A 26,075-nucleotide genomic window follows, 5' to 3' on the forward strand; every position below is an offset into this window, starting at 1 on the left:
CTGAAAACAGAGCCGAAGTCGACTACCGGATCTTCGTGCCGGGCTCGGCGTCGCCGTGAGTGGTCAGCAGGTCGGCCTCCTCGCCGGCGGCCAGCACCATGCCGTTGGACTCGACGCCGAACAGCTCGGCCTTCTCCATGTTCGCCAGCAGGACGACCTTCGTCCCGGGAAGCTCGTCGAGGTCGTGCAGCTGCTTGATGCCGGCGACGACCTGTCGCGTCTCGACGCCGATATCGACCTCCAGCCGGGCGAGCTTGTCGGAGTCCTCGATGGCCTCGGCGGACTCGATGCGGCCGACGCGGATGTCGACGTCCTCGAAGTCGTCGAAGCTGATGCGGTTCTCTGCGAGGGCTTCCACGTCCATACTCTCCCCGTCGCCCGCCGCGGCCTCGTCGGTTTCGGTTCCGTCGCCGTCGCCCTCGTCGCTCGCCGCGGCGTCGGCGACTTCCTCGACGCGGTCTTCGAGCTTCTGGTTGAGTTCCGTGACGCGCTCGTCCTCGATCTTCTCGAACAGCTCGGATGGCTCGCCGAAGTCGGCCGGCGGCGCTTCGAGCGCGGCCTCGACCGTGGCGGCTCCGACCGACCCGTCCTCGCCCAGCTGCTCCCAGAGGCGCTCGGCGGTGTCGGGGGTGGCCGGGTAGACGAGGACGGCCACGGCCTTGGCGACCTGGACGCAGTCGCGGATGACCGGCGCCGCCTCGTCGTCGTCGAGGTTCCACGGCTCGTGGCGCTGGATGTACTCGTTGCCGAAGCCCGCCAGGTTCACCGCGGCCTGGGTGGCCTTCCGCACGGAGTAGTCGTTGATCGCGGCCTCGAACTCGTCGACGGCCTCCTCGATGCGCTCGCGGACCTCGCTCGACACGTCGGTGTCGGGCGTGCCGCCGAAGTTGCGCTCGGCGAACAGCAGCGAGCGGTAGGCGAAGTTGCCGACGTTGCCGACGAGTTCGCCGTTGACGCGCTCGGCGAAGCGGTCCCAGGAGAAGTCGATCTCGTCCTGGAAGCCGCCGACGGTGGTCAGGTAGTACCGCAGCGTGTCGGGGTGGAACCCCTCGTCGAGGAACTCCCGCGCCCAGATCGCCCGGTTGCGGCTGGTCGAGAACGCGTCTCCGTCGAGGTTCATGAACCCGCTGGCGACGACGGCGCGCGGTTCGTTGTAGTCGGCGCCCCTGAGCATGGCCGGCCAGAAGACGGTGTGGTGCTGGATGATGTCCTGACCGATGATGTGGACGATCTCGCCGCCGTCGGGGTGGTCGTCGGTGCCGTGGTTCTTCCAGACGGCCTCCCAGTCGTACTCGTCGCTCCCGACGCGCTCGGTGTACTGCTTGGTCGAGGAGACGTACTCGATGGGCGCGTCGACCCAGACGTACAGCACCAGATCCTGGCCGCCGTCGTCGCCGGGGTAGTCGACGCCCCAGTCCAGGTCGCGGGTGATACAGAGGTCCTCGAGCTCGCCCTCGATCCACTCGCGGGGCTGGTTGCGGGCGTTATCGGTGCCTTCGAGGCGGTCGATGAACCCCTTGAGGTACTCCTGGAAGTCCGAGAGGGCCAGGAACTTGTGTTCGCGGCTGCGGTATTCGGCGGGGTTGCCGGTGATCGTGCTGACGGGGTCTTCGATCTCGCCGGGCTCGAGGTGGCGCTGGCAGCCGTCGTCGCACTCGTCACCGCGGGCCTTCGCGCCGCAGTACGGGCAGGTGCCCTCGACGAAGCGATCGGGGAGCCACTGGTCGGCGTCGGGATCGTAGGCAACCTGGATCTCCTTCTCGTGGACGTGGCCGCCCTCGATCCACGACTCGACGAACGACTTCGTCAGGGCCTGGTTCGTCTCGTCGTGGGTGTGCCCGTAGTTGTCGAACTCGACGTCGAACCGGGGGAACGTCTCCTCGTACTGTTCGTGATAGCCCAGCGCGAGCTCCTCGGGGTCGATGCCCTGCTCGGCGGCCTGGACGGCGATCGGGGTGCCGTGCATGTCCGATCCGGAGACGAACACCGTCTCCTGGCCGAGCGTTCGCAGCGCCCGCGAGAGCACGTCGCCGCCGACGTACGTCCGCAGGTGGCCGATGTGCAGGTCGCCGTTGGCGTAGGGCAACCCGCACGTGACAACGGCGGGGTTCTCGGTGGGAAAGTCGTCGTGGCTCATACTATGCGATACCTCCAGTCGACTCTTTAACGCGGTGATTCGGTGTCATCGTTGGATCGTTCGTTGGCGGCTGCTGTCGGTGAGCGGCGCGTTCGGGAGCCGGCGTTTCACCGGTCGCGTCGGACCGAAGGGGTCCGCTGTGGGGTATGAGCCCACCGACGACGACTGGGTCCACCCGGCGCTACTCGGAGAAGCGCATGCGCATACGGCCGGGCGGACCCCCGTGGAACACACCGGTACGTGGCCGCCCGCCGGCAAAAAGGTTGACCATCGGGTGTGACGGGGTGGCAGTCCTCGCCTCACTCCCAGGTGATCTTCACGAGGAAGGCGATGGCGACGAGTTCGAGGACGTTCATGGCCATCGTGCCGCGCTGGGCGATGGGCGCGGAGTAGTAGACCCAGTCGTGGAAGGTCGGGTGGAGGGTGTAGAGATACAGGGCCAGCAGGTTCTGGGCGAGGAGGACGACGGCGAACACGAGCAGACCGAGGGTGTGTTTGGCGCCGTGCGAGCGGTAGTTGCGCGCCCAGACGGTCGCGAGCCCGAGGAGTAAGACGACGTTGAGGACGACCGCGCCGCGGGCGGCCTCGAACCAGAGATTCATCCTCGAATCCCCCCTTTGCGACGGGCCGACAAATAGGCTGTCCAAATTGTCTCCACACTCGGGCGGTCGGCGGGCGGTCGGCTCTCGATGGCCGGTCGGTCGGTGATCTGTCGGTCGGAGATCTGCCGGTCGGTGGTCGGTCGGTGGATCATGAGTCGTCCTCCAGAACGGTCGCGAGAACCTCCTCGACGGTGTCCCAGTTGGCCCGGCACTGGTCGGTCGGGAGGTAGACGGCGCCGTACTCGTCGCCGCTGGCCTCGACGACGTTGTTGTCTTCGAGCACGTCGAGGTGGTGCCGGACGGTCGTGTAGTCGAGGGCGAGGTCCTCGGCGAGCTGGTTGGCGTTGCGCGGCCGCTCGTCGACCGCCCGGAGAATCCGCGCGCGGTTCTCACCGCCCCGGGTGCTGGCGAACACGTACCAGAGCACCCCTTCCATTACCCCGTAGGTGAGCCGGCCCCCTTGTAAGCGCACCGGCGGCGAAACGCGCCGACGAGGACAGCGAACGCGGCGCTCTGGCCGGGCGAGCTACCGGGCGGTCGCCCCGCGTGTCGCCACCGCGAACGGCGTCACAGGTTGGCGACGCCGCCCCGGACGATGACGATCCAGACGAGGAAGCGGCCGACGCTGCCGACGAATGTGGCCGCGGCGAACTTGAGGTAGTCGTCTTCGAGCACGGAGAAGGCGTAGACCGAGAGCGTGTCCGGAAAGGCGGGGACCGACAGCGCCAGCGCGAGGCCGGCGTAGCCGTACTTCTTCGAGAGCTGGACGACCTTCGACTGGGACCACTCGATGATGTCGAACCGAGAACGCCGCAGCCACCGGATCACGGGGCCCGACTCCTTGGCCTCCTGGCCGATGTGGAAGGCGAAGACGCTGCCGCCGGCCTTCCCGATGCTGGCGACGAGGATGACCAGGCTCAGGTTCGCCCACAGTGGCAGGCCCAGGCGGAGCTGGTCGGCCAGCGGGAGGACGATCTCGGAGGGTAGCGGGAGGATGAACGTGATCAGGAACGAGTAGACGGCGACGATGAGCAGTCCCGCGGGCCCGGTCGCGGTGCAGACCGCACCGACGATCGCGCCGCCGGAACCGTCGCTACAGGCGCCACCGAGCAGGAGTGCGGGGACCTCGACCGGGAACACGACCGGCGGTAGCGCCCGGGGTGTCATAGGCTTTCATATTTCCCCTATGGACCTGATTGTATCCATCGAACTCGGGGACCGGCCCGATGGAAGCGAGGTCAGTACCAGTCGAGGTCGGCGACGAACGACCGGAGCATCGACCGGGTGACGTGGGGCATGCAGACGACGCGCATCTCGCCGGCGCCGGTCTTGGTGACGCGCCAGCCCCGCGAGCGAAGCTCCTCGGTCATCGGCACGGACAGGTCGGCGGCCACCAGTGGCAGGTCGGGGTCGACGACCTCGTGGCCGCGCGCGGTTAGCTGGTCTGCCAACCACTCGGCGTTGTCCATCGAGGCGCGGTACTGCTCGCGGTACCCTTCCGGCCAGAGCGCCTCCATCGCGGCGACGGCGCTGGCGACGCCCGCGCCGCTCCGGGTGCCGGTCAGCGTCACCTGCGAGGTCGATTCGAGGTACGGCGTCCGGATGGCGAGCTCGTCGAGCAGGTCGCGCGAGCGCACGAGCAGCCCGCCGGCGGGGATGGCGGCCTGCCCCATCTTGTGGGGGTCGATGGTCATCGTATCCACGTCGGCGTGGCCGAAGTGCCACTCGTGGTCGGTGAAGGGGAGGACGAACCCGCCCCAGGCGGCGTCGACGTGACAGAGCGCGTCGACTTCGTGGGCCAGATCCGCGAGTTCGGGGATGGGGTCGACGTAGCCGTACTCGGTCGAGCCGGCGACGCCGATCACGCAAACGGTGTCCTCGTCGACGAGTCGGGCCATCGCATCGGGGTCGGCGCGGTGGTCGGTCGTCGGCGCGGTCCGGTACTCGACGCCGAGCAGGTCCGCGGCCTTCGTGAACGAGAAGTGGGCGCTCGTGGGTGCGACGACGTTGGGGTCGTCGGTGTCGGCGCGGTTGCGTGCGATCCGGATCGCCTGGATGTTGGCCTCCGTGCCGCCGCTGGCGACGTAGCCCTCGGGGTCGGGGTGGCCGGTGACCTCGCCGAGGAGTTCGACGGCGCGTTTCTCCAGGGCGGCGACGCTCTCGTAGGTGCCGGGGTCGCCGGGGTTGGTCGCCAGGAACCGCTCGGCCGCCTCCCGAGCCGCGGGGTGTGGTTCGGTGCACATCGACGACAGGACGCGCTCGAAATCCTGCGGCTCGGCCAGCTGCATACCCGATCACTGGGATGGGAGGCGTTTAGCAGTTGCGCTCCCCGACGTGCCGAGCCGAGCCGGGCCCGACCGGGCTGAGCATGGTCCGACCGGATTGAGTCGGGCCGCCGTCGATCCCGCGGCGGCGCGCGCTCGGTTCGCCCGGGTCTCTATTCGGCGACCTCGTCGAGAAAGGAAGTCAGGTCGTCCACGATAGCCGGATCGTAGGTCACGACGCCCGCGTACTCGCCCGGATCGTCCTCCTCTGCGATCATCGCACACTTCGCGTCGTCGTCGCCCGCGCCGTCGAACGCGACCACCCAGAAGTCGGTGAGGTCGCCCGCGTCGTCGAGGTGGACGGTCAGGTGTTCCACGGCAGGCGGCTCCCAGTCCGGCGCGCCGAAGACCGTCGCGCGCAGGTCCGACCGGCCGACCAGTCGCTCGTAGACGGGCACCTGCGCCCGGAACGCCGACAGGGACTGAAACGCGGCGTAGAGACGCCCGCGGCCGTACCGGAGCGCGCGGTCCTCGATCTCCCGGGTCGTCGCGAGCAAGTGGCCCTTATCGTCCATCACGAATGTCGTCCCCGCGAGTAGCTCGACGAGGTCGCGATACGCGGACTCGCGCGTCGCGGCGTCCCAGGGGAGCCCGCTGTCGGGATCGCGCAGTTCGCCGAACGCGGCCGCGGAGATCGAACCGAGACTCCGGCCGTCGACGGTGACGGTGAGGTACCCCTCAGACTCGGGGAGCGGGAGGTACTCGTGGGCCAGCGAGACGTCGAACTGTTCGAGGGCGGGCCCCAGGTCGGCGTAGGAGTCCGGACCGAACGTCGTGACGGTCTTGTCGGGCCCGCGAGCGCGGTCGCGCAGGTCGCGCAGCGAGCGGTTGGCGTCAGCCGCCATCGCCGTCCTCGGTGGCACTGCCGGGCCGGTCGCCCCGACCCGCTCCGTCGTCGGGGCCGCACGCGGCCTCGCCGGGCCGACACGCGTCCCCCTCTCCCGCGGCGGCGGCCAGCACCCCCTCGATGTCGAGCGGCGTCTCCGTCGTGTCCGCCTCGAAGGCCGCGTCGAGGATCTCCTCGGCGGCCGCCGAGTACCCGCGGAGGGCGACCGTCCTGTCGTCGACGTCGTACTCGATCAGGTCCGCCTCGTCGAGCATCGGCAGATGGACGTGGTATAATTCGGCACGGACGGCGTCGCGGTCGACCGGTTCGTCGGGGCCCGGGCCGACCTCGACCCACCCGCTCACGAGGTCGACCAGCCCGTCGAGCGTCGCGGTCTCGTGTTCCCGTAGGTAGTAGAGGGCGATCCGGCGATACCGATGTGCGAGCGCGTCGAACAGGCGCGACGCGTCTTTCGTGCCATCGGTTGTCATAGTGTACACTCGTATCGCTGCACCGAAGAGTCTGTCGGCCCCACCCACCGGTAATCTCTGAAGAGCGACTGTCAACACTGGAATCAGCGTGCTGAACCGTCCTGGCGCGGCCGGCCCCCCGCGGCAGACAGTGACCGATCACGCCCAGGGCTCGACGGTCTGGCCCGCGATCCGGAGCGGCCGACTACCGATACTTATAGTCTCGACCGTCCTATCCCGTCGCATGTCCACCGAGCAGTCTCTGGACGGCGACGCAGCGATCGTCACGGGCGCGAGTTCCGGGATCGGCGAGGCGACTGCCCACGCTCTCGCCGAGGACGGCGCCGACGTGGCGCTGGCGGCTCGCCGCGAGGAGCGACTGGAATCGATCGCGACCGATCTCGAAGACGCCTACGGCGTCGAGACGCTGGTCGTCCCGACGAACGTCCGCAGCGAGGACGCCGTCGACGCCCTGGTCGAGAAGACGGTCACGGAGTTCGGCGGGCTGGACCTCCTCGTGAACAACGTCGGCGTCGTCGCCGGCGAGGGCGTCGACGACCTCGCCACCGACGACTACCGCACGATGATGGAGGTCAACGTCGACGGGTACTTCTTCGCGACGCGCGCGGCGCTGCCGCACCTCCGCGAGTCGTCGGGGACGCTCGTGTTCATCGGCAGCTTCGCCGGGCAGTACCCCCGGCCGTTCAACCCGGTTTACGCGGCGTCGAAGTGGTGGGTCCGCGGCTTCGCCAAGAGCGTCTCCGCCGACGTCGGCGAGGACGACGTGGCCGTCACGACCATCAACCCCGCCGAGGTCCGCAGCGAGTTCGCCAGCGAGAGCGGCGAGTCCTTCGAGGAACGCTTCGAGCGCGGCGAGGCCTCCGAACCGACCGAGATCGCCGACGCCGTCCGCTTCGCCGCGAAGCAGGACCCCTCGATGGTTTCCGAACTCGACCTCTATCGCCGCGACAAGCTGACGTTCTTCTGATCAGAGACGGGCGGGCCCCGGTCACCCGCCGTTCTCGGTCTCCGTCGCTGCCGTCTCGGTCTCGGCGGTAGGCGTCTCGGTCGCGGTCCCTTCGCCGCCTCCGCCCTGGTTCGCTTCCAGCGCGCTCCACTCGACGCTCCCCTGCTCGACGATGTTCTCGGGCGCGAGCGCCGGGTCGGTCAGCGTCACCCGCGCGAGTCCCACCGGGCCGACGCGGGGCTCTGGGAGCGCTTCGGCGTCCTCGGTCTCGAAGTCGGCGTCGGTCTCGTCGCCGACGACTACGCGCATCGCCATCCCGAACACCTCGTGGGGCGAACAGAGGAAGTCGTAGACGCCCGGTTCGTCCAGCGCGAGTAGCCAGTAATCCGGTACCGGCCCCTCGCTCCCGCCGTCCGTTCCCGTCGCGGTCCCGGTGTCCGTGGGCGTCTCGGTCTCCATCGGCGTCGTGGCTTCGCCGCCGGGGGTCGCTGTCGCCGTTCCCCCGGGTCCCTCCTCGGCCGCTGGCATCGGCGGGTCGACCATGTCTCCCGGGATCGAATCCGGTCGGTAGCCCTTGAGCGGTGCGGAGATCGCGTCGACCCCGAGCGGGACCCGCCGTCGCATCCCGAAGGCCGGGTGGTAGGAGACGACGTTGTGGTCGGGGGTGACGAACTCGAAGCGGATCACGTCGCCCGGCTGGACGTGCAGTCCGGTGGGCTGGTAGAAGAAATCGGCCGGCCGTTCGGGGTTCGTCGGCGGCCCGCTGATGAGCGTCTCTACGGTGTGGACCGACCCGGCCTGCTGGAGCCGGTCGTCGTGCTCGACCGCGGCGGCGTCGACCTCGCCGACCGCTCGCCCGTCGCGCCCGCTGACCACGGCGGTCCCGCCGAGCGCAGTGAGTACGGTCCCCGCACCGACCGCCTTCATCACGTCCCGTCGTGAGGATTCGAGGTTCTCCTGTGACATTGCAACAGTGTGTGAGGGCGTCGCGATCCTTCGTTATCAGCGAGGTATCCGGCCGGGAGCGACGGCAACGGACCGTTACTCCGCCGCATTCAGCTGCCCCGACTGCACGGTCGATCCGCCCGCCCGCCGAGCGATGCCCGAGGCTACTGGGTTCGACGCGGCATTTGGTGATCGTTACCAATGAACATTCGGGCGCCGAGGCAGTCTGGGGTGTCTCCGGCAGTCACAGCTCCCCGAGGTAATCGAGCGCGCGCTCCAGGCGGTCCTCCCAGAGGTCGACGACGTAATCGTCGGGGTCCGTGGTGGGCGGACGCATATGCGTCGCGTCCTCGGCGATGAACCCGCGGCGGGCCTGGATCTCCTTGTCGAAGCGGACGAACGACTCGCCGCCGGCGCTGTGGTTGAGCATCGGCAGGAGCCTATCGTGGACCGCGATCGCGCCCTCGCGGTCCCCGGCGTCGTACCGGTCGAATATCTCGACGTAGAACTCGTGGAGGCCGCCGGTGGGGATCACGCCGACGCCGCCGCGATCCAGCAGCTCGATCAGGTGCTTCCCGTTGGAGCCGACGAGCACGTCGACCGCGCCGTCGGTCGCGTCGAGGAGCGCGGTCGCGTACGGACCCGGCGGTTCGCACTCGACTTTGAAGTGCGAGACGTTCGAAACGTCCTCGCTCACCTCCGCGAACGTCCCGGGGGCGATAGTCACCCCGACGTTCTGCGGGGCGTACTGGACCATGATCGGCAGGGAGACGGCGTCGGCGACGCTCCGCATGTGCGCCAGGAGCGCGCCCTCGCTCGGGCCGGCCATGTGCGGCGGGAGGAGCATGAGGCCGTCGACGCCGGCGTCGGCGTACCACCCGGCCCACTCGACCGCCGCGGCCGTGGTCTGCTCGGTCACCGAGGCGTACACCGGCAGGTCGAACTCGGCGCCCGCGTCGACGGCGACGCGCGTGAGTTCGCGCCGTTCGCCGTCGCGTAGCTTGTAGAACTCGCTGCCGAACCCGAACAGGATCACGCCGTCGCAGCCGCCGTCGGCGAGCGCGGCGATCTGCGTCCGGACGCTCTCGTAGTCGATCTCGCCCGATTCGCGACACGGGACGGCAAGGATAGGGAGTACGCCCTCGAATGGCATACCCGTGGGTCGGCGGGAAGCGCTTTCAACGTTCGGGCGGCGGAAGCGGTCGCCTCGGCAGGGGAGACCGCTCTGCCGGACCGTCGACTCACCGGGTCAGTCGACGAGCGTGCGGTCGGTCTCGTTCGCCTCGACGAAGTCCCAGTCGATCTCGATGCCGAGGCCGTCGCCGTCGGGGACGGGGACGTGGCCGTCGTCGTCGATCTCGTCGACGGGCTCGGCGAGGCCGGCCTCCGAGTGCCACTCGGTGTGCGGGTGGAGCAGGCCGTGTTCGTAGTAGTTCGAGTTCGGGACGGCGCTGAGGAGGTGGAGGTGGGCCGCGCCGCCGAGGTGCGGTTCCACGTCGAACCCCGCTGCCTGGGCCGCGTGGGCGGTCTTGAGCGCGCCGGTGATCCCGCCCCCGAGGTGGGCGTCGACCCGGAGCATGTCGAGCGCGTCGTCGAAGAGGTGGTTGATGCTCCCGAACGGCTCCGTGCGGGAGTGTTCGATCCCGAGCAGCGGCGTGTCGATGTCGTCGGCGAGGCGGCGCATGGCGTAGACGCTCTCGCCGGTCTCCCACATCGGGTCCTCGTACCAGTAGAAGTCCAGGTCGTCGAGCACGCGGCCCACGCGCAGGGCGTCGCGGTAGGTGGTGTAGGTGCTGGAGGGGTCGAGCATGAGGTCGAGTTCGTCGCCGACACGCTCGTCGACGGCGCGACACACCGCGATGTCCAGATCCGGGTCCCCCAGCGGGTGGAGCTTGTAGCCCGGATACCCGCGCTCGGCGCACGCTTCGGCGTGGTCGGCGAAGACCTCGGGCGTGTCGTGTTCGGGATTTCCGGGCAGCGTCGAAGCGTACGCCGGGATCCGGTCGCGCTTCCCGCCGCCCAGCAGTTCGTACAGCGGCGCGCCGTAGTGCTGGCCCGCTAGATCCCAGAGCGCGACGTCGATCGGCCCGATCCCGATCCGGTCGGTGTGGCGCCCGCGCCGCCAGAAGTCCATCCAAATATCCTCGCGAGCGAGTGGGTCCCGGCCGATCAGCTCCTCGGCCCACATCCGGATCTGGGCGAGCTGGACGTTCGGGAACATCACGCCGCGGTACTGCCCTTCGGTCCCGTCGCGCGTGCGGATCGTGAGGATAAACATCGCTTCCGTCCGCTCAGCGCCGGGGACGTAACAGCCGGCGCCGTCCTCGCGTGTCCCGTGGTCTTCGATCGTGTTCTCGTACTCGTGGATCTCGATCTCGGCGATTTCCATCAGCCTAACGAATGAATCGATCGTGACAAAAGCCTTCGCGCCGCGGAACTGCCGACCGGGAACGCAGCCGCTCAGCGGACGTTGTCGAGCAGCAGTTTCTGCTCGACGCGCTTGACCTCGTGTTGGACGTCGCGAACGGCGTCGATGTTCGCGGAGATAGAGGTGACGCCCTCGTTGACGAGGTGCTGGACCATCTCGGGCTTCGAGGCGGCCTGGCCGCAGATGCTCGTCGAGACGCCCTCCTCGCGACAGGTCTCGATGGTCTCGCTGATGAGTTTGAGGACCGACGGGTGGAGCTCGTCGAAGCGGTCGGCGACGCGGCCGTTGTTGCGGTCGACCGCGAGCGTGTACTGCGTGAGGTCGTTCGTGCCGAACGAGACGAAGTCGACGCCGGCGTCGGCCATCGACTCGACGCCCAGCGCGGCCGCGGGCGTCTCGATCATCACGCCCCAGTCCTGTTTGTCCGGGTCGATGCCGGCCTCTTCCATGAGTCGGCGGGCCCGGAGTACGTCCTCGGCGTCGTTGACGAGCGGGAACATGATCTCCACGTTGTCGTAGCCGAGGTCGAACAGCCGGCGGAACGCGGCGAGTTCGTGGGCGAAGAGGTCGGGGCGGTCGAGGCTGCGGCGGATGCCGCGGTAGCCGAGCATCGGGTTGTGCTCGGCGGGTTCGCTCTCGCCGCCCTCCAGCTGGCGGAACTCGTCGGTGGGCGCGTCGAGCGTGCGGACGCGGACGGGCCGGGGGTAGAACTCCTCGGCGACGCCGCGGACGCCGTCGACGATCTCCTCGACGTACTCGTTCTCGCCGTGGTCGTCGATGTAGCGCTCGGGCGTCTTGTTCGTCGAGAGGATCATGTGCTCGATCCGCAGCAGGCCGACGCCGTCGGCGCCGGTCGCGGCCGCGCGCTCGGCGGCGTCGGGGATCGAGACGTTGACCTTCACCTCGGTGGCCGTCATGGGCTTGACGGGCGCCTGCGGGCGCACTTCCTCGACGGGTTCGCGCTCGTCGGCGCCGGTCGAGTCGCCCTGCTCGACGGTGCCCTTGTCGCCGTCGATGGTGACGACCTGACCGTCGTGCAGGCGCTCGGAGGCCTGCTCGGTGCCGACGATGGCGGGGACCCCGAGCTCACGGGAGACGATGGCGGCGTGGCTGGTCATGCCTCCCTCGTCGGTGATGATGCCTGAGGCGCGCTTCATCGCGGGGACCATGTCGGGCGTCGTCATCTCGGCGACGATGATGTCGCCTTCCTCGACCTTGTCGAGGTGGTCGAGCTTGCGGATGGTCCGTGCCGGGCCCGACACGCGGCCGGGGCTGGCGCCGATGCCGGAGAAGATGACGTTGCCCCCGTTCTGTTCGGAGCCGCTCGCGCCGCCGGACTGGGCGGCGCTCCCGCCGTCGGCGACGCCGGCGATGTCGTCGACGCCGTTCGAGGCGCCCGCGACGCCGCCGGCGTTCTCGTCGATGGTCGTGATGGGGCGGGACTGGAGGACGTAGAGGTCGCCGTCGGCGATGGCCCATTCGACGTCCTGCGGGTCGCCGTAGTAGGACTCGATCTCGTCGCCGAGGCCGACGAGGCGATCGAGCTCCTCCTCGGACAGGACCTGCTGGTCGCGCTTGTCCTCCGGGACTGCCCGCTCGATGGTCTCGCCGGTCTCCTCGTCGCGGACGTGCATCACCTTCTTGGTGGCGACGGTCGCGTCGCGCAGATCGCCCGTCTCGCGGTCGAGGACGTACTTGTCGGGCGAAACGGCGCCGGAGACGACGGCTTCGCCCAGGCCCCAGGCGGACTCGATGATCGCCCGTGGGTCGCCCGTGGTCGGGTGGCTCGTGAACATGACGCCGCTCTTCTCGGCGTCGACCATCAGCTGGACGACGACAGCGATGTTGACTTTCTCGTGGGAGAAGCCCTGCTCCTGTCGATAGTAGATAGCTCGCTGGGTGAACAGGGACGCCCAGCAGTCGCGCACGCGGTCGAGCAGCCCCGAGCGCGTGACGTTGAGGTAGGTCTCCTGCTGGCCGGCGAAGGAGGCGTCGGGCAGATCCTCGGCGGTCGCCGACGAGCGGACCGCGACGGAGGCCTCGCCGTCCTCGACGTCGTCGTAGGCCGCGAGGATCTCCTCGCGGATGGACTGGGGCATCTCGGTCTCTCGGATGAGTTCCTGGGCGCGCTCGGCGGCGCGAGCGAGCGCCTCGGAATCGTCGACCGAGACGTCGACCGCCTCGAACAGCTCCTCGTCGATTCCGGTCTCCTCGATGAACGACCGGTACGTCTCGGCCGTCACGACGAACCCGGGCGGAACCGGCAGGCCCGCCGATGTCAGCTCGCCCAGGGATGCGCCTTTGCCACCGACCGAGTCGAAGTCCTCGGCCGTAACGTCGTCCAGCCAGAGTAATGCCATAACCGTATCAAGAGTGTCGCCCAGGACACCCAAGAACTTTCCGGCCCTGGTCCCGATAAATACCTTGCGTTAGGGGGGTAACGGGTCCGTTTTCTGGAATATTGTTTCGCTTCCGAGTACTTGTGGCCCCCTCCCATGGGCCGGTGGCGCACGGGCCGCTGGGCCGGTGCCGCCACGGCCTCGTGACCGTCGCGTTCGGCGAGTTGCCGAGTCGCCGTCGCGTTCGGACGCCGGGCGCAGATCGAAGCCGAACGTAACCGGGAACTAATTGTGGGGGAGCCGTACAGGGGGGTATGAACCGCCGGGTGGTTGGCGCGGTGTCCGTCTGCGTCGTCGCCGCTGCGCTCGGCGTCGGCGCGCTCGCCGGGAGCCCGCTCGCCGGCGGCACCCCCGGCGGAGGCGGCCACCATTCCGGAGACACCCTCGGCGGTGGCGGACACCACGCCTCCGGCGATACGGGCGCCGTCAGTCCGGACCGCACCGGCGCGGACCGGCCCGCGGCGAACCGACCCGTCTCGGACCGCCTGGTCCAGCCGCGGGAGGCGGGGAGTTACCTCTGGCCGTACACCAGCCGTCGCCGATCGGTCGACGGGCGGACGCTCGCGCTGAACGTCGTCGTCCTCGGCGAACCGGACCGCGTCAGGCGGGTCCTCGAACGCCGCTCGGACGCCAACTGGTCGGGCGCAGAGAGCGACGCCGCCATCGGGGAGACGCCCTGGCGCCACGCCAGCGGGGCGACCCGGTACACCTACGTCGCGGACGCGCCGGAGGTGGAGGGTCAGTGGGTCGAGGCGACGTATCAACTCGCGGTCGGCTCGTATTTCACCTCGCGCGTCCACGCCCGCGCCTACCCGGCGCCGTCGGGCGACTGGACCGCGCTGCAGGTCCACACGGAGTACTGGGACTGGTTCCGCCTCCGCCACACCGTCACCGGGACCGGGCCCGGTGCGCGGTTCGTCGAGGAGGACCTGCGCGGGGTCCCGTCGACGACCGACCTGCGCCGGGAGTACCACGGCCTGGGCGGCAGCGGGAACAGCGGCTGGCTCTCCGTGATCGAGATCGCCTCTGCCTCGGCCGCGGGGCTGCTCGTCGTCGCATCCCGCCGGCGACTCCACGACCGGGCCGCCGACCTGGCGCTCCCCGGCGTGCTCGTGGCGATAGTCCTGGGCGTCCGCGTGGCGGGCGTCGCCATCGCCGACTTGTTCGTCGGGACGAACCCGCAGGTGCTCGCGGGTCTCTGCTACCCGGTCCTCGTCGCGGGGCCGCCCGTCGCGGCCGCCAGGCTCGCGCCGGACGACCCCGGGTACGCGACGGGGTTGGCGGCGCTCGGCCTCGGTGCCGGCGTGACGCTCGACCTCGCACTCGTCGGGGTCGCCGCGGTGCCGCTCCGCCTCGCGCTCCACCGTGTCGCCCTGGTGGTCGCGCTGGCGGCCGTGGCGGCCGGGGCGAGCGCGCGCGACCGGCGGTTGACCGCAGCCGGCCTCCTCGCGTGGGGACTGACGCTTGCGCTCCCGCTCGCCGGCGTCGTCTGACTCCCTCCGCGGGGTGATATAAAGGGGTTACTCGGGCGGGAGAGTGAGATAGATCAGATTACCGGCTTTAGGGCCGGAGTAATCCGCTATTGTTGTCAATTATGACCACAGGAGACTAATACCCCCTCGCCCAACGCTCACGGACGAACGATGACAGGAAGGGGAGAGGCTTCGCAGGCCATCGACCGGCGGTCGGTGCTGGCGGCAGCGGCGGCGACCGCGGCCGGGGCGAGCGGGTGCGTCAAGCGGACGCGCAACGTCATGGCCCGGGACCCCGCGAGTCAGGTGTCGTTGCGGATCCTCACGATGCCGGTCGACGCCAACCCCTATCCGTCGCGGATCGCGCGCGAACTCGCCGAGAACCTCCGAGCCTGCGGCGTGGACGCGAACGTCGAGCCGATGGGCCCGGAAGCGCTCTACCGGCGGGTCCTGCTGGACCACGACTTCGACCTCTACGTCGGTGAGTTCCCCTGGAACGACTGGCGCGACCCGGACCAGCTCTACGCGCTCTGTCACTCGGTCTACGGCGGCGAGCCCGGGTGGCAGAACCCCTTCGGGTACACGGACCTCGGGCTCGACGAGCTGCTCGACGCCCAGCGGACGACGAGCGGCACCGACCGGCGGCGAGCGGTCACCGACGTGCAGACCCACCTCGCCGAGAACCAGCCGTTCACGACGCTCGCGGTCCCCGACGCGCTGGGCACGCTCCGGAACGACCGATTCCGCCGCTGGCGCGGGAGCCCGATGGACCCGCTGGTGCTGCTCGGCCTCGAACCGGTCGATTCGGCGACGACGCTGTCGCTCGCGACCACTGACGGGCGGGTCACTGGTAACCGCAACCCGATCGCGGCGGAGTTCCGGGCGCGCGGGACGTTCGTCGACCTGCTGTACGACCCGCTCGCGCGGCGGGTCGACGGCGTCCTGCGGCCGTGGCTGGCCAGCGAGTGGGAACTCGACGGCGACGGTGGCAGCCCGGTCGCCGAGGTCACCCTGCGCGAGGACCTGTCCTGGCACGACGGCGAGTCGCTGACCGCCGGGGACATCGCGTTCACGTACGAGTTCCTCGCGGACACGTCGCTCGGCACGGCTGACAGCCCGATCCCCGCCTCGCGCTATCGTGGCCGCACCTCACTCGTCGAGGACGTGACCGCCGTCGACGACCGGACCGCGCGGATCAGCTTCACCGACGCCTCGACCGTCGTCGCCCGGCGGGCGTTCACGGTGCCGCTGCTCCCCGAACACGTCTGGTCGGACCGGACCGATACGGCGAAGGTCGCCGGCGTCGAGACCAACCGCACGATGACCGAGGCGCTCGCGTGGAACAACCCGCGGCCCGTCGGCAGCGGCCCCTTCGCGTTCGAGCGCGCCGTCCCGAGCGAGTCGCTCCGCCTCGCCCGGTTCGACGACCACTTCCTGCGCGACGAGCCCGACGGCCTCCCGGAGCGGCTGGCCGGCGCTCCCGCCTACGAAGAGATCCGCCTGCGGGCCGTGGGGTCCGACGACTCCGCCGTCGAGATGGTCGCCTCCGGCGACGCCGATGCCACGGTCGCGCCCCTCGGCGCGGCGGTCGTCCCGCGGATCGGCCGCGAGTCGGTGCTCGACCTCGTGAGCGAACCCTCCCGGGCGTTCTATCACGTCGGCTACAACACCCGGACGACGCCGCTGTCGAACGCCCGCTTCCGGCGCGTCGTGGCCAGGCTGCTCGGCCGGTCACATCTGGTCGAGACGGTCTTCGACGGCTACGCGCGACCGGCGGCGAGCCCGCTCGCGGGCACGGGCTGGTACGACCCCGAGGCGTTCCCGGACGACAGCGGTCCCGGCGACTCGCTCGTCGACGCGGACGGCGAGCTCGACGCCGAGGCGTCGAAAGCGGCCTTCGTCGAGGCCGGATACCGATACGACGACGGACGGTTGCTCGTCGAATGACGCTCCTCCCGGTACTCACCAAGGTCGCCGCCGTGAACCTCGTCGTCGTGACGGCGAGCGCCGTCGCGCTCGTCGGCACCGACCGGCTCCGGACGACGGCCGCCGAATTCCCCGACCGACTCCGGGAGGTCGCGGTCCCCGTCGGCGTGCTCGCGGTCGTCCTGCTGCTCAACAGCGTCGTCCGCGAGCCCGTCACGGAGGTCGCCTGGCTCGTCGGGATCAACATCACGCCGCTGATCTACGGTATCGAGGGCGACTTCGTCCCGTGGCTCCAGTCGATGGGCTCGCCCGCCCTCACGACGCTGTTCTCCTACGCGTACGTTTACGGCTACGTCTACGTCCTCGTCTTCCCGCTGATCGCCTACGCGGCCCTGGAAGACACCCGCTCGCTACGCAAACTCGCCATCGCCTACAGCGTCAACTACTGCCTCGGGCTGGTCTGTTACGTCCTCTTCGTCGCCTACGGGCCGCGCAACCTGCTCGGTGGCTCCGTCGAGTCGCTGCTGTACACGCACCACCCGGAGTTCCAGTTCCTCACCAGCCAGGTCAACTCGAACACGAACGTCTTCCCGTCGCTGCACACCTCCCTGTCGGCGACGGTCATCGGCGTCGCCTACGACACCCGCGAGACTTACCCGGGCTGGTTCGCCATCGCGACCGCGATCGGGCTCACGATCATCGGCGCCACGATGTACCTCGGCATCCACTGGGCGACCGACGTGGTCGCCGGCCTCGTCCTCGCGGCCATCGCCGTCGCCGCCGGCCGGCGGTTCGCCGATTGAGTCCGCCAGAGAAGTCGGTCGGCGGACGAACCGAGCCGGTCAGGCCTCGATGATGTCGTCCTCGTCGCTCTCGGGGATCGTGACGTCGCCGTCCAGCGTCGTCACGGCGCGGCCGCCGACACGGGGGGCGGTCTCGCCCTCCTCGCCCTCGCGGGTGTCGACCAGCACGCGGCCCGGCCGGTCGAGGAAGTGGCCCTGCTCGAACACCAGCGGGTCCGCTTCGTCGAGCGCGCCCTGGTAGCGCAGATACGACCCCACGGCGCCGCTGGCGGTGCCTGTCACGGGGTCCTCGTCGATGCCCGCCAGCGGGACGAACGCGCGCCCGTGGAGCGTCGCATCGCCTTCCAGCGTGTCGAACGTGAACGCGTAGAGTCCCTCCGTGTCGGTTTCCTCGCACAGGCCCTCGATGGCCGCCAGGTCGGGGTCGACGGCCGAGAGCTGTTCGAAGTAGCCCACGGGGACGACGAGGAACGGGAACCCGGTCGACGCGCGGGCGAGCGGGAGGTCCTCGCCGACCTCCGACAGCGCCGCCACGTCGAGCCCGAGCGCGTCGGCGGCGTCTTCGAGGGACACGTCGACCTCGCGGATCTCGGGCGGCGACTGAGTGAGCCAGACCGTGCCGTCGGGTTCGATCTCCACGTCGAGCGTGCCGACGTTCGTCTCAACGGTGTAGTCGCCGCTCTCGACGACCGCCCGGTCGTACAGCGAGGCGAACGCCGCGACCGTGGCGTGCCCGCACAGGTCGACCTCGCGCTCGGGCGTGAAGTAGCGCAGCCGGCGGTCGGCCTCGTCGGCGGGCAGGACGAACGCCGTCTCGCTCGCACCGAGTTCCGAGGCGACGGCTGCCAACTGGTCGTCTGCGAGGTCCGCGGCCTCCGGGACGACGCCGGCGGGGTTGCCCGCCATCGGTTCCGTCGTGAACGCGTCGACGATCTGGACGCGCCGTGAGTCGGTCATGTCTCGTTCCCTCGGCCACCTCCCTCATAAAGTCGCCCGCTCGGAGCCGCTTGAAACTGGACGGAGTGTTCTGGTACAGCACTCGACCCCGGCTGTGGCCTGACACCAGCCACTGCCGATAGCAGTACTGCTGGCACCGCAAACAGTGTGAAAGCCCCATCCGCTTAGACTGATTGATCCGCAGAAACGGGTGGGACTGAAAGGGGCGGCCCGTTCGGCGAAGCACGGGGCCTCAAGCACCGCAGCGCAGCGAGGAGCGCAGAGCGTCCCGCGCGAGTCGAACGGGTCGGGGCTTTCACGCTGTTCGCGGTCGCAAGTTCACTCCCGCGGTCGGCGGTCGAAGTAGTCCTGCACACGCTCTCGTTGGATCCAGACCAAGGAACGAAAACTCAGTCAGAGCGGGTCGAGTTCGCCGGCGTCGTCGGTGATCAGGTCGTTGATCTCGTCTTCCCTGGTGTCGGCCTGCTGCTGGATGTTGGACTTGGCGTCGACGGCCTGGTCCTGCAGGGCGTCGATGCGGTCGACGCGGGTGACGTTCGAGAGGAGGACGGCGACCGAGAGGCTGTCGACGCCCTCGCGGGGGTCGTCGCCGGCCAGCACTTCGACGCTGTCGGTCTCGCGTTCGAGCCACTCGCGGGCGCGCCGGAGGCCCTTCTGGGAGAACTCCGAGGGCGGGCCGGAGACGACGACCAGCGAGCGCTCGGCGGAGTCGATCTCGGCGGGGACCGTCAGCCGGGAGGTGACGGCCTTGCGGACGAGACCGTGGACCTTCATGGTCAGATCGTTCTCGTCGGGCTCTGACTCCTCGTGGCCGTTGGTAAAGCGGTTGATGAGGCCCCGCTGCTCGCGGGTGCGCGACTCGACCTCGGAGGAGGCGAAAGCGATGGAGCTGACGCCGCCGGTGGCGAGGGTGCGCTTGACGTCCGAGGAGTCCATGGCGGCCTCGGAGATCTGCGAGCCGTCGAGTTCGCCGGCGGCCAGCAGAGTGACGACGCGGCGGGCGATCTCCTCGTTGGTGCGGTCGTACCCCATCTCGACGGAGTCGCCGTGCTGGCGCCAGGTGTCGTTGTCGAAGCAGATGAGGTTCTCCGTGGCCTCGGTGAACGAGGTGAGCGAGCGAGCGGCGTTGAACGCGGCGCGGCCCCCCTCGTCGGCGCTCGGGAGGATGCCCAGGCCGTACACCGGTTCGGCGTAGCGGTCGTGGAGCGTCTCCGCGATGACGGGCGCGCCGCCGCTGCCGGTGCCGCCACCGAGGCCGGCGACGACGAGGAACCCGTCGATGTCGTGGATCGGGACGCCGTCCATCGCCCGTTCTATCTCCTGGTGGTCTCGGCGGGCGATCTCCGCGCCGACCTCGGGGTCGGCGCCGGCACCGCGGCCCTTCACGCGCTGGTCGGTCTGTCCGATGAGGATCCGGTTGTCCCGCGGTACGTGGTCGAGTTTGGCGAGGTCGATCTCCGCGGAGTTGACGGCGAGCGCGAACCGCCACAGCGACCGCCCCGTGTTCTCCTCGAACGCGAGCAGTTTGTCCGCGACCTTCCCCCCGGCGTTACCGAATCCGATGACGGCCAGATTCATGGGTTTCTGTCAGTCGGGGGTTGCGTTAACTATACGCTGCTTTCATCGGTCCGCGCTCGCACAACCGGCGCTTACCGCCGCGCCGGAATCGCCTGCTGCCATGGGGAGCGATACCGTAATGACAAGCAACTCGCAACCAATCTCGGTCCGTTGAGCGGCCACTGGTGCAAGTCTCGCTGCCGGGAGTCAGCGTCGGCGTCGTCGCCGCGTCCGTCCGTCGTCGTGGACGTACTGGAGCGCCCCGTAGAACGTCTCGGTGTCGAACTCCCCTTCGCGCTCCCGGAGTCGCTCGCGGATCTTGGTCGGCGTCATGATCACCGTTACCATATGTCTCAGAGAGCGATAAGCGTTTCGCCGCGCTCGGTGGCGACGAGACGACGAGAACAGCGGCTGTGATCCGCCGGTAGCCGCTCAGTCGTCGGCAGCGTCCGTCGCCGGGACGGGGTCGGCCCGCCGTCGGTATCGATCGATGCGGTCGTGCGCCCACGCGAGGACCTCCTCGGCGTCGGACTCCAGGAGCGCCTTGGGGTCGCCGTCATCGTCGACGCCGATCTGGACGAACTCGTCGTCGAAGACGCCGACGAAGTAGGGGACGGGGTCGTCCTCGTATCGCAAGAACGTCGGATCCGGGCGGGCCTGCAGGTCGCGGAACAGCGGCAGGTAGTTCTCGTCGGTCCGCAGCGTCCCCGCCGCGTTGGCGTCGACGACGAAGCGGTGGTCGGCGTCGTCTTCGGTGACGCGCTCGTGGACCGCCTCGACGGCGTGCAGGCCGACCAGCGGGAGGACGCCGCGGACGCGGTCGGCGGTCTCCAGCGCGCGGACGTGTCGGTTGACCATGGCCCACGGGTCCCCCGGTTCGGGCGTCCAGACCTCCGCGTCGGCGAGCGTCCGCAGGTCGAGGTCGAACGCCTCGGGCGTCGTCCACCGGAGGAACGGCTCCAGTTCGACGGCGAGTTCCGCCCGGTCGACGAACTCGGAGAACTCGTGGACGAGGTGCTCCCCGAACGCGGTCAGCGCGTACGCGCCGTCCGCGTACGCGACCAGGTCTGCCGCCTCCAGTTCGCGTATCGCCCGATCGAGCGTCGACCGCGGGAGGTCGTGGGCCTCGACGAGGTCCCGTTTCTCCCAGGGCCCCTTCCGGAGCGACGCGAGTAGTTCAGCGCGACGCCGCAACAGGTCGACGAGTTCCGAGGTCGTGTCGTCCATAGCAGTGAGTCCGGTGATCCGAAACGGTACACATCCGTCGTGTATTCGATCCCAAAAAGGCACTGGCCGGCGTCAGCCCTGTCCGGGCCGATATCCGGCCGATCGCGACCGATTTCTGCCGAGAGGGATATCGTTTTATGTCGCTACCGCTCCGTGGGCCAGTTCCCGGACGGTAACGTAACCCGCCCGAACGGTCGAATTAGAGGCGGACGCGGGAGGGTATCGACCGACGCCCCTGCCCCTCGAACGACCGAACGTCCGGGTGGAAACGGTCGCGGCTCGCCGTGACGACGTTCGTCTCTCGCAGCGTTCTGGTTCCCGGGGCGCGCCCGCGAGAACTTCGAGGGGTGCCTCTGACATGGACACGCAGGGGCCGTCCGCTTCCCGCGTCGCTTTGCGGTCGAGACGAGTTCTGCGAGCGGACAGTCGCGAAAGCGAGTGGTCTCAATCGGCGACGGCTTCTTCCGAACCGGTCGCGGCGTTGGGGTCCTGGACCCACAGGTCGCCGAACATGTCGTCCTGGTTGAGACGGACGTGGCCGCGGTGGGCCAGAAACAGCAGGCCGAGGAACGTGAGGACGCGCGAGCCACCGGTCTCGGCGATCTCGCGGTAGAGCACCTCGTCGCGGCCCTTGTCGTACTGCTCGCGCAGCGCGTCGTGGACGTCGTCGATAATCTCGTCGACGTGCTCCTCGTGGGCGGTGCCGACGACGTCGGAGGCGCTCGGCTCGTCGTCCATCCGCAGGTCGTCGCCGGTGTGGTAGTCGAGCTCCTGCGTCCCGCGCTGGAACCCCGCCGGCGAGTCGCTGGTGTCGTACTCGCGGGACTCCTTCCACCAGTTGTCGCGCTCGGCGTCCCGCAGGTCGCGGACGAGCTCGTCCAGCGTCTGGGGCATCCCGCGGGCACGCCGGCGCTCCAGCCGGCGGTCCATCTCCGACTCCAGCGCGGTGAAGGGGTCGGGCCCCTCGAAGCCGTCCTCGGCCATCTCGCCGCCCTGCTCCCAGGGCTCTTCCCACGGTTCCTCCTCGTCGTCGTCGCCGTCGTCGAGCATCGCGTCGCTCTTCATGCGCAGGAGGACGCTCGCGTAGAAGAGCGCCCGCCCGGAGGTGCGCAGGTCGCCCTCGTCGAGGCGGTCGAGGAACTTGTCGGTCACTGCCACGATGTCGATATCCCACGGGTCGATCTCGCCGTCCTCCGCGAGGTTGACGAGCACCTCGACCGGTTCGACCTCCTCGTCCTCGTCGTCTGCGTCAGGGCCCAGACTGTCCGCACCGGCGTCCTCGTCGACCGAGGGGTCCGGCTGGCCGTCGACGGACGGCTCACCGGTGACTGGCTCGTCTGGGCTGTCGTCGTCGCTCTCGGCCAACAGTCCGCCGCCATCCGCACTCGGCGCCTCGCGGTCCTCGTGACCGGCGATGTTCAGGGGAATATCGTCCTCCTCAGTCATCGGCTGGCACCCCCTCGGAACTGAGGTCGATGCCCGTCACCGCGCTGACGTTGTCGCCCTGCATCGTCACGCCGATGGCCCGCTCGGAGCGTTCGAGCATGGCCGAGCGGTGGGAGACGACGACGAACTGGGCCTTCCCCGCGAGTTCGTCGACCATCTCGCCGACCAGATCGGCGTTCTTCGCGTCGAGGAAGGCGTCGACCTCGTCCAGCGCGTAGAACGGCGCCGGGTTGTGCCGCTGGATGGCGAAGATGAACGCCAGCGCCGTCAGCGACTTCTCGCCGCCGGACATCGCGTTGAGCCGCTGGACCGGCTTGTCGGCCGGCTGAGCCTTCATCGTCAGGCCGCCCTCGAAGGGGTCCTCCTCGTCTTCGAGGTGGAGCTCCCCCGTCCCGTTCGACAGGCGCTCGAAGATGTCCTGGAACTGCTCGTCGATGGCGTCGTAGGACTCCATGAACGTCGCCTTCTTGTTCTCCTCGTAGCGGTCGATCCGGTCGCGGATGCCCTCCGCCTCCTCGACGAGCGTCGCCTTCTTCTCCTGGATGTCGTCGAGTTCGTCCTGCACGCGGTCGTACTCCTCGATGGCGAGCATGTTCACCGGCTCCAGGGCCTCCATCTCGCCTTCGAGGCGCTGGATCTCCGACTCGACCTCGTCGTGGTCGGGGATCTCCTCGGGGTCGTAGTCGCCGACCGCCGCCTCGAGCTCGTCGACCTCCCACTCCAGGCGGTCGCGCTCGTCGCGCAACTCGTCGAGGTCGCTCTCGACCGCGCCGACCTCGTCTTTCATCTCGTCGCGCTCGGTCCGCGCCTCCTTGAGCTCGTCTTTGAGTTCTTCGCGCTCCGCCTTGAGGTCCGTCAGCTCTTCTTCCAGTTCGGCGACCGCTTCCTCTTTCTCCTCGAGGACCTCCTCCTTCTCGCCGATCTCCGCCTCGAAGCCCTCGATGCGCTCCTGGTGTTTGGCCTTGCGGTTCTGCGCGCTCTCGATCTTCTCCTGCAGGTCGTCGATAGCGTCCTCGGCGTACTCTTTCTCCAGTTCGAGCTCGTTCAGCTCGCCGTCCAGGTCGTCGATCTGGTCTTCGAGGTCGTCGATGGCGGCGTTGATCTCGTCGGCGCGACTCGTGAGGTCGGGGAGTTCGGAGTCCTCGACCTCGGATTCGAGCTCGTCGATCTCGGCCTGCAGCTCGTCGATCTCGGCCGTCTTCGCCTCGATGTCGGCCTCGATGTCGTCCATGTCCTCGGAGACTTCGTCGCGCTCGGCCTCGATCTCTTCGAGGCGCTCGGTGAGGTCGTCGATCTTCGCCTCGACCTCTTCGCGCTCGCTCTCGCGGCGCTCGATGTCGGTCTCGATGTCGCGGACCTGCTCGGCGGCGTCGGACTCCTTGTCGCGGGCGTCGTCGAGACGGTCCTCGACGTCCCGCAGGTCCTCGCGGACGGACTGCCGCTCGTCTTCGAGGTCGTTGATCGTCGCGGCGATGCGTTCGAGCTGGCCCTCGCCGCCGGAGAAGGAGTAGCGAGTGCCCTTCGACGAACCGCCGGTCATGGCGCCCGACTTCTCGACGAGGTCGCCGTCGAGCGTGACCATCCGGAAGTCGCCCATGAACTCGCGGGCGGTGTCCATGTCGTCGACGACGAGCGTGTCGCCGAGGACGTACGAGAAGATACCGGCGTACTGACTGTCGTAGTCGACGAGGTTCGCGGCGAAGTCGACGACGCCGTCGTGGCTCGGCAGCGAGGGGAGCGAGCGGTTCTGCATCTGCGTTATCGGCAGGAAGGTCGCTCGCCCCGCGCCACGCGATTTCAGGTAGTCGATACAGCGCTGGCCGATGCTGTCGTCGTCGACGACGACGTGAGCCAGTCGCCCTCCGGCGGCGGTCTCGCAGGCCACCGCGTACTCGGGGTCGACGCCGCCCAGTTGACCGACCGTCCCGTGCACGCCATCGATGCCGGCGTTCAGGATGGTCGTCACCGCACGGCCGTACGAGGAGTCACCGTCCTGCCCGGCCTTCGCTTCGAGTTCGGCGTACTCCTGCTGTTTCGCCGTGAGCTCGTCCTCGATGTCGTCGAGGTCGCCCTGTAGCTCGCGGCGCTCGTCCTTCAGGTCCGAGACGACCTCCGAGATGGTCGACTGGTTCTTCCGCGACTTCTCGAGTTCGGCCTCCAGGTCGTCGATCTCGGCCTCGATTTCGGGAATGCGCTCCTCGAGCTCCTCGATCTCGCCCTCGGTCTCGCGCTGCTCGTTCGACCGCCGGCGGGCCTCGTCGAGCAGTCGGTCCTGCTCGCGCTGGAGGTCGTTCTTCTCGGACTTGAGGTCCTCGAGGCGTCCGCGCTTCTCCTCGAGCTCCTCTTTGACTTCCTCGAACTCCTCGCCGACTTCGTCGATCCGCGCCTGCACCTCTTCGAGTTCGCTCTCTCTCTCCTGGACGTCGGCTTTCAGCGAGGACTTCGACACCTTCGCTTCGCGGATGTCCGATTCGAGGTCGTCGATGGTCTCCTGCTTGCGGTCGATCTCGACGAACGCCTGGCGGCGCTCGTTCTCGGCGTCCTCGATGGTCTCCTCGGCGGACTCGATCTTGTCATCCAGCCGGGAGATGTCGCCTTTCACTTCCTCCATCTCGCGCTTGATGGCGAGCTGCTCGTCCTCGCCCTTGCGCTCGATCTCGGCGTTCAACTCTTCGAGCTCCCCGTCGAGGCGCACGACCTTGCCCTGGCGCTCGTCGAGTTCGACCTGTAGCTCTGCGAGTTCGTCCTCCAGGTCGTCGATCTCGTCGGTAACGCTCGCGAGGTCGTCGCGCTTGTCTTCGAGTTCGGCGGCCTTCCGGTAGCTCTCGTACTCTTGTTTCTCGTCGCGCAGGTCCTGGTACTCCAGAGCGGTTTCGCGCTCGTCGGAGAGCTGTTCGAGGCGGCCCTCCTTCTCCTCGATGCGGAGTTCGGCCTCCTCGATGCGCTCCTCGACGACGTCGAGTTCCTCGAAGGCCGACTCCTTCTTCTGGTCGAACTCGGCGACGCCGGCGATCTCGTCGATGATCTCCCGGCGGGCGCCGGCGGTCATGTTGATGATCTCGGTCACGTCGCCCTGCATGACGACGTTGTAGCCCTCGGGGGTGACCCCCGCCTGGGCGAGGAGATCCTGAATGTCGGAGAGGTTGACCGAGCGACCGTTGATGTAGTAGTAGGAGTAGTAGTTGTCGTCGGTCTCCTTGACGCGCCGTTTGATGGAGATTTCGTCGACGTCGCCGACGTTCTCGGTGCCGGCGGCGGTCACGACCTGCGAGCGGGCGAGCGTGCCGTCGCCGTTGTCGAGGATGACCTCGACGCTGGCCTCGCGTTCCTCGCCCGTCTCGACGTCGTCGTCGTCGTGGTGACCGGGGTTGTAGATGAGGTCCGTCAGCTTCTCGGCACGGATGCCGGAGGTCCGCGCCAGCCCGAGCGCGAAGAGGACGGCGTCGATTATGTTGGACTTACCGGAGCCGTTGGGGCCGCTGACAGTGGTGAAATCTTCGTAGAATGGGATGCGAGTCTTCCGGCCGAAACTCTTGAAGTTGTCAAGGACGAGCTCTTTGATGTGCATGGTCGCTCGCGGTAGAGTGGT

21 protein-coding genes are annotated in these 26,075 nt (G+C 68.8%); 4 read left to right on the plus strand and 17 right to left on the minus strand.

Annotated elements, in window-relative coordinates; genetic code table 11:
- Positions 1–22 precede the first annotated feature (22 nt).
- From metG to ACMGFH_RS21545, 7 genes are all read right to left on the minus strand, one after another.
- Entirely contained in the window at positions 23–2,137 is a 2,115-nt protein-coding gene (gene metG / locus ACMGFH_RS21515) for a methionine--tRNA ligase (protein WP_415380679.1), read from the minus strand.
- 299 nt (positions 2,138–2,436) lie between these two features.
- Positions 2,437–2,739, minus strand: coding sequence for a hypothetical protein (locus ACMGFH_RS21520; protein ID WP_415380680.1), 303 nt, complete (start codon positions 2,737–2,739; stop codon positions 2,437–2,439).
- Positions 2,740–2,887: 148 nt separating this feature from the next.
- Complete coding sequence (locus ACMGFH_RS21525; RefSeq protein WP_415380681.1) at positions 2,888–3,175, minus strand: ArsR/SmtB family transcription factor; 288 nt, start codon at positions 3,173–3,175, stop codon at positions 2,888–2,890.
- A gap of 131 nt (positions 3,176–3,306) precedes the next feature.
- Positions 3,307–3,906, minus strand: a complete 600-nt coding sequence (locus ACMGFH_RS21530; protein WP_415380682.1) for a YqaA family protein — start codon at positions 3,904–3,906, stop codon at positions 3,307–3,309.
- Between the two features lie 71 nt (positions 3,907–3,977).
- A complete protein-coding gene (mfnA, locus tag ACMGFH_RS21535; RefSeq protein WP_415380683.1) occupies positions 3,978–5,027 on the minus strand; it encodes a tyrosine decarboxylase MfnA in 1,050 nt (349 codons plus the stop codon).
- 149 nt (positions 5,028–5,176) lie between these two features.
- Positions 5,177–5,908: a DICT sensory domain-containing protein gene (locus tag ACMGFH_RS21540; RefSeq protein ID WP_415380684.1), complete on the minus strand. Its 732-nt coding sequence runs from the start codon at positions 5,906–5,908 to the stop codon at positions 5,177–5,179.
- Positions 5,898–6,380, minus strand: coding sequence for a hypothetical protein (locus ACMGFH_RS21545; protein WP_415380685.1), 483 nt, complete (start codon positions 6,378–6,380; stop codon positions 5,898–5,900). The genes ACMGFH_RS21540 and ACMGFH_RS21545 overlap by 11 nt, the downstream gene beginning before the upstream one ends.
- Positions 6,381–6,603: 223 nt before the next feature.
- On the opposite strand from ACMGFH_RS21545, the gene ACMGFH_RS21550 reads away from it, so the two are divergent.
- Positions 6,604–7,347, plus strand: a complete 744-nt coding sequence (locus tag ACMGFH_RS21550) for an SDR family oxidoreductase (RefSeq protein WP_415380686.1) — start codon at positions 6,604–6,606, stop codon at positions 7,345–7,347.
- Between the two features lie 21 nt (positions 7,348–7,368).
- On the opposite strand, the gene ACMGFH_RS21555 is transcribed toward ACMGFH_RS21550, so the two are convergent.
- The 4 genes from ACMGFH_RS21555 to ppsA form a co-directional block, all read right to left on the minus strand.
- Positions 7,369–8,292 carry a plastocyanin/azurin family copper-binding protein gene (locus ACMGFH_RS21555; protein WP_415380687.1) on the minus strand — a complete coding sequence of 308 codons (924 nt, stop codon included), beginning with the start codon at positions 8,290–8,292 and terminating at the stop codon, positions 7,369–7,371.
- Positions 8,293–8,515: 223 nt separating this feature from the next.
- Positions 8,516–9,424 carry a dihydrodipicolinate synthase family protein gene (locus ACMGFH_RS21560; RefSeq protein ID WP_415380688.1) on the minus strand — a complete coding sequence of 303 codons (909 nt, stop codon included), beginning with the start codon at positions 9,422–9,424 and terminating at the stop codon, positions 8,516–8,518.
- Positions 9,425–9,520: 96 nt separating this feature from the next.
- Positions 9,521–10,660, minus strand: a complete 1,140-nt coding sequence (locus ACMGFH_RS21565; RefSeq protein WP_415380689.1) for an enolase C-terminal domain-like protein — start codon at positions 10,658–10,660, stop codon at positions 9,521–9,523.
- 71 nt (positions 10,661–10,731) lie between these two features.
- The gene (gene ppsA / locus ACMGFH_RS21570) at positions 10,732–13,059 is read right to left on the minus strand and encodes a phosphoenolpyruvate synthase (protein WP_415380690.1); all 2,328 of its coding nucleotides are present in this window, start codon (positions 13,057–13,059) and stop codon (positions 10,732–10,734) included.
- A gap of 293 nt (positions 13,060–13,352) precedes the next feature.
- Between ppsA and ACMGFH_RS21575 the strand changes: the two genes are divergently transcribed.
- From ACMGFH_RS21575 to ACMGFH_RS21585, 3 genes are all read left to right on the plus strand, one after another.
- Positions 13,353–14,591, plus strand: coding sequence for a hypothetical protein (locus ACMGFH_RS21575; RefSeq protein WP_415380691.1), 1,239 nt, complete (start codon positions 13,353–13,355; stop codon positions 14,589–14,591).
- A gap of 150 nt (positions 14,592–14,741) precedes the next feature.
- Positions 14,742–16,517 carry an ABC transporter substrate-binding protein gene (locus tag ACMGFH_RS21580; protein ID WP_415380692.1) on the plus strand — a complete coding sequence of 592 codons (1,776 nt, stop codon included), beginning with the start codon at positions 14,742–14,744 and terminating at the stop codon, positions 16,515–16,517.
- On the plus strand, positions 16,514–17,299 hold the full coding sequence (locus ACMGFH_RS21585) for a phosphatase PAP2 family protein (RefSeq protein WP_415380693.1): 786 nt from the start codon (positions 16,514–16,516) through the stop codon (positions 17,297–17,299). The genes ACMGFH_RS21580 and ACMGFH_RS21585 overlap by 4 nt, the downstream gene beginning before the upstream one ends.
- A 39-nt stretch (positions 17,300–17,338) precedes the next feature.
- On the opposite strand, the gene ACMGFH_RS21590 is transcribed toward ACMGFH_RS21585, so the two are convergent.
- The 6 genes from ACMGFH_RS21590 to smc all read right to left on the minus strand — a co-directional run bounded on the left by ACMGFH_RS21590 (position 17,339) and on the right by smc (position 26,054).
- Entirely contained in the window at positions 17,339–18,256 is a 918-nt protein-coding gene (locus ACMGFH_RS21590) for a PhzF family phenazine biosynthesis protein (RefSeq protein ID WP_415380694.1), read from the minus strand.
- 393 nt (positions 18,257–18,649) lie between these two features.
- Positions 18,650–19,834 carry a tubulin/FtsZ family protein gene (locus ACMGFH_RS21595; RefSeq protein WP_415380695.1) on the minus strand — a complete coding sequence of 395 codons (1,185 nt, stop codon included), beginning with the start codon at positions 19,832–19,834 and terminating at the stop codon, positions 18,650–18,652.
- A gap of 186 nt (positions 19,835–20,020) precedes the next feature.
- Complete coding sequence (locus ACMGFH_RS21600; protein ID WP_415380696.1) at positions 20,021–20,146, minus strand: hypothetical protein; 126 nt, start codon at positions 20,144–20,146, stop codon at positions 20,021–20,023.
- A gap of 99 nt (positions 20,147–20,245) precedes the next feature.
- The gene (locus tag ACMGFH_RS21605; protein ID WP_415380697.1) at positions 20,246–21,040 is read right to left on the minus strand and encodes a helix-turn-helix transcriptional regulator; all 795 of its coding nucleotides are present in this window, start codon (positions 21,038–21,040) and stop codon (positions 20,246–20,248) included.
- 444 nt (positions 21,041–21,484) lie between these two features.
- The gene (locus ACMGFH_RS21610; protein ID WP_415380698.1) at positions 21,485–22,486 is read right to left on the minus strand and encodes a segregation/condensation protein A; all 1,002 of its coding nucleotides are present in this window, start codon (positions 22,484–22,486) and stop codon (positions 21,485–21,487) included.
- The gene (smc, locus tag ACMGFH_RS21615; RefSeq protein ID WP_415380699.1) at positions 22,479–26,054 is read right to left on the minus strand and encodes a chromosome segregation protein SMC; all 3,576 of its coding nucleotides are present in this window, start codon (positions 26,052–26,054) and stop codon (positions 22,479–22,481) included. The genes ACMGFH_RS21610 and smc overlap by 8 nt, the downstream gene beginning before the upstream one ends.
- Between the last annotated feature and the right edge of the window lie 21 nt (positions 26,055–26,075).

It is taken from the genome of Halosimplex rarum (genome assembly GCF_047715405.1).
GTDB lineage: Archaea > Halobacteriota > Halobacteria > Halobacteriales > Haloarculaceae > Halosimplex > Halosimplex rarum.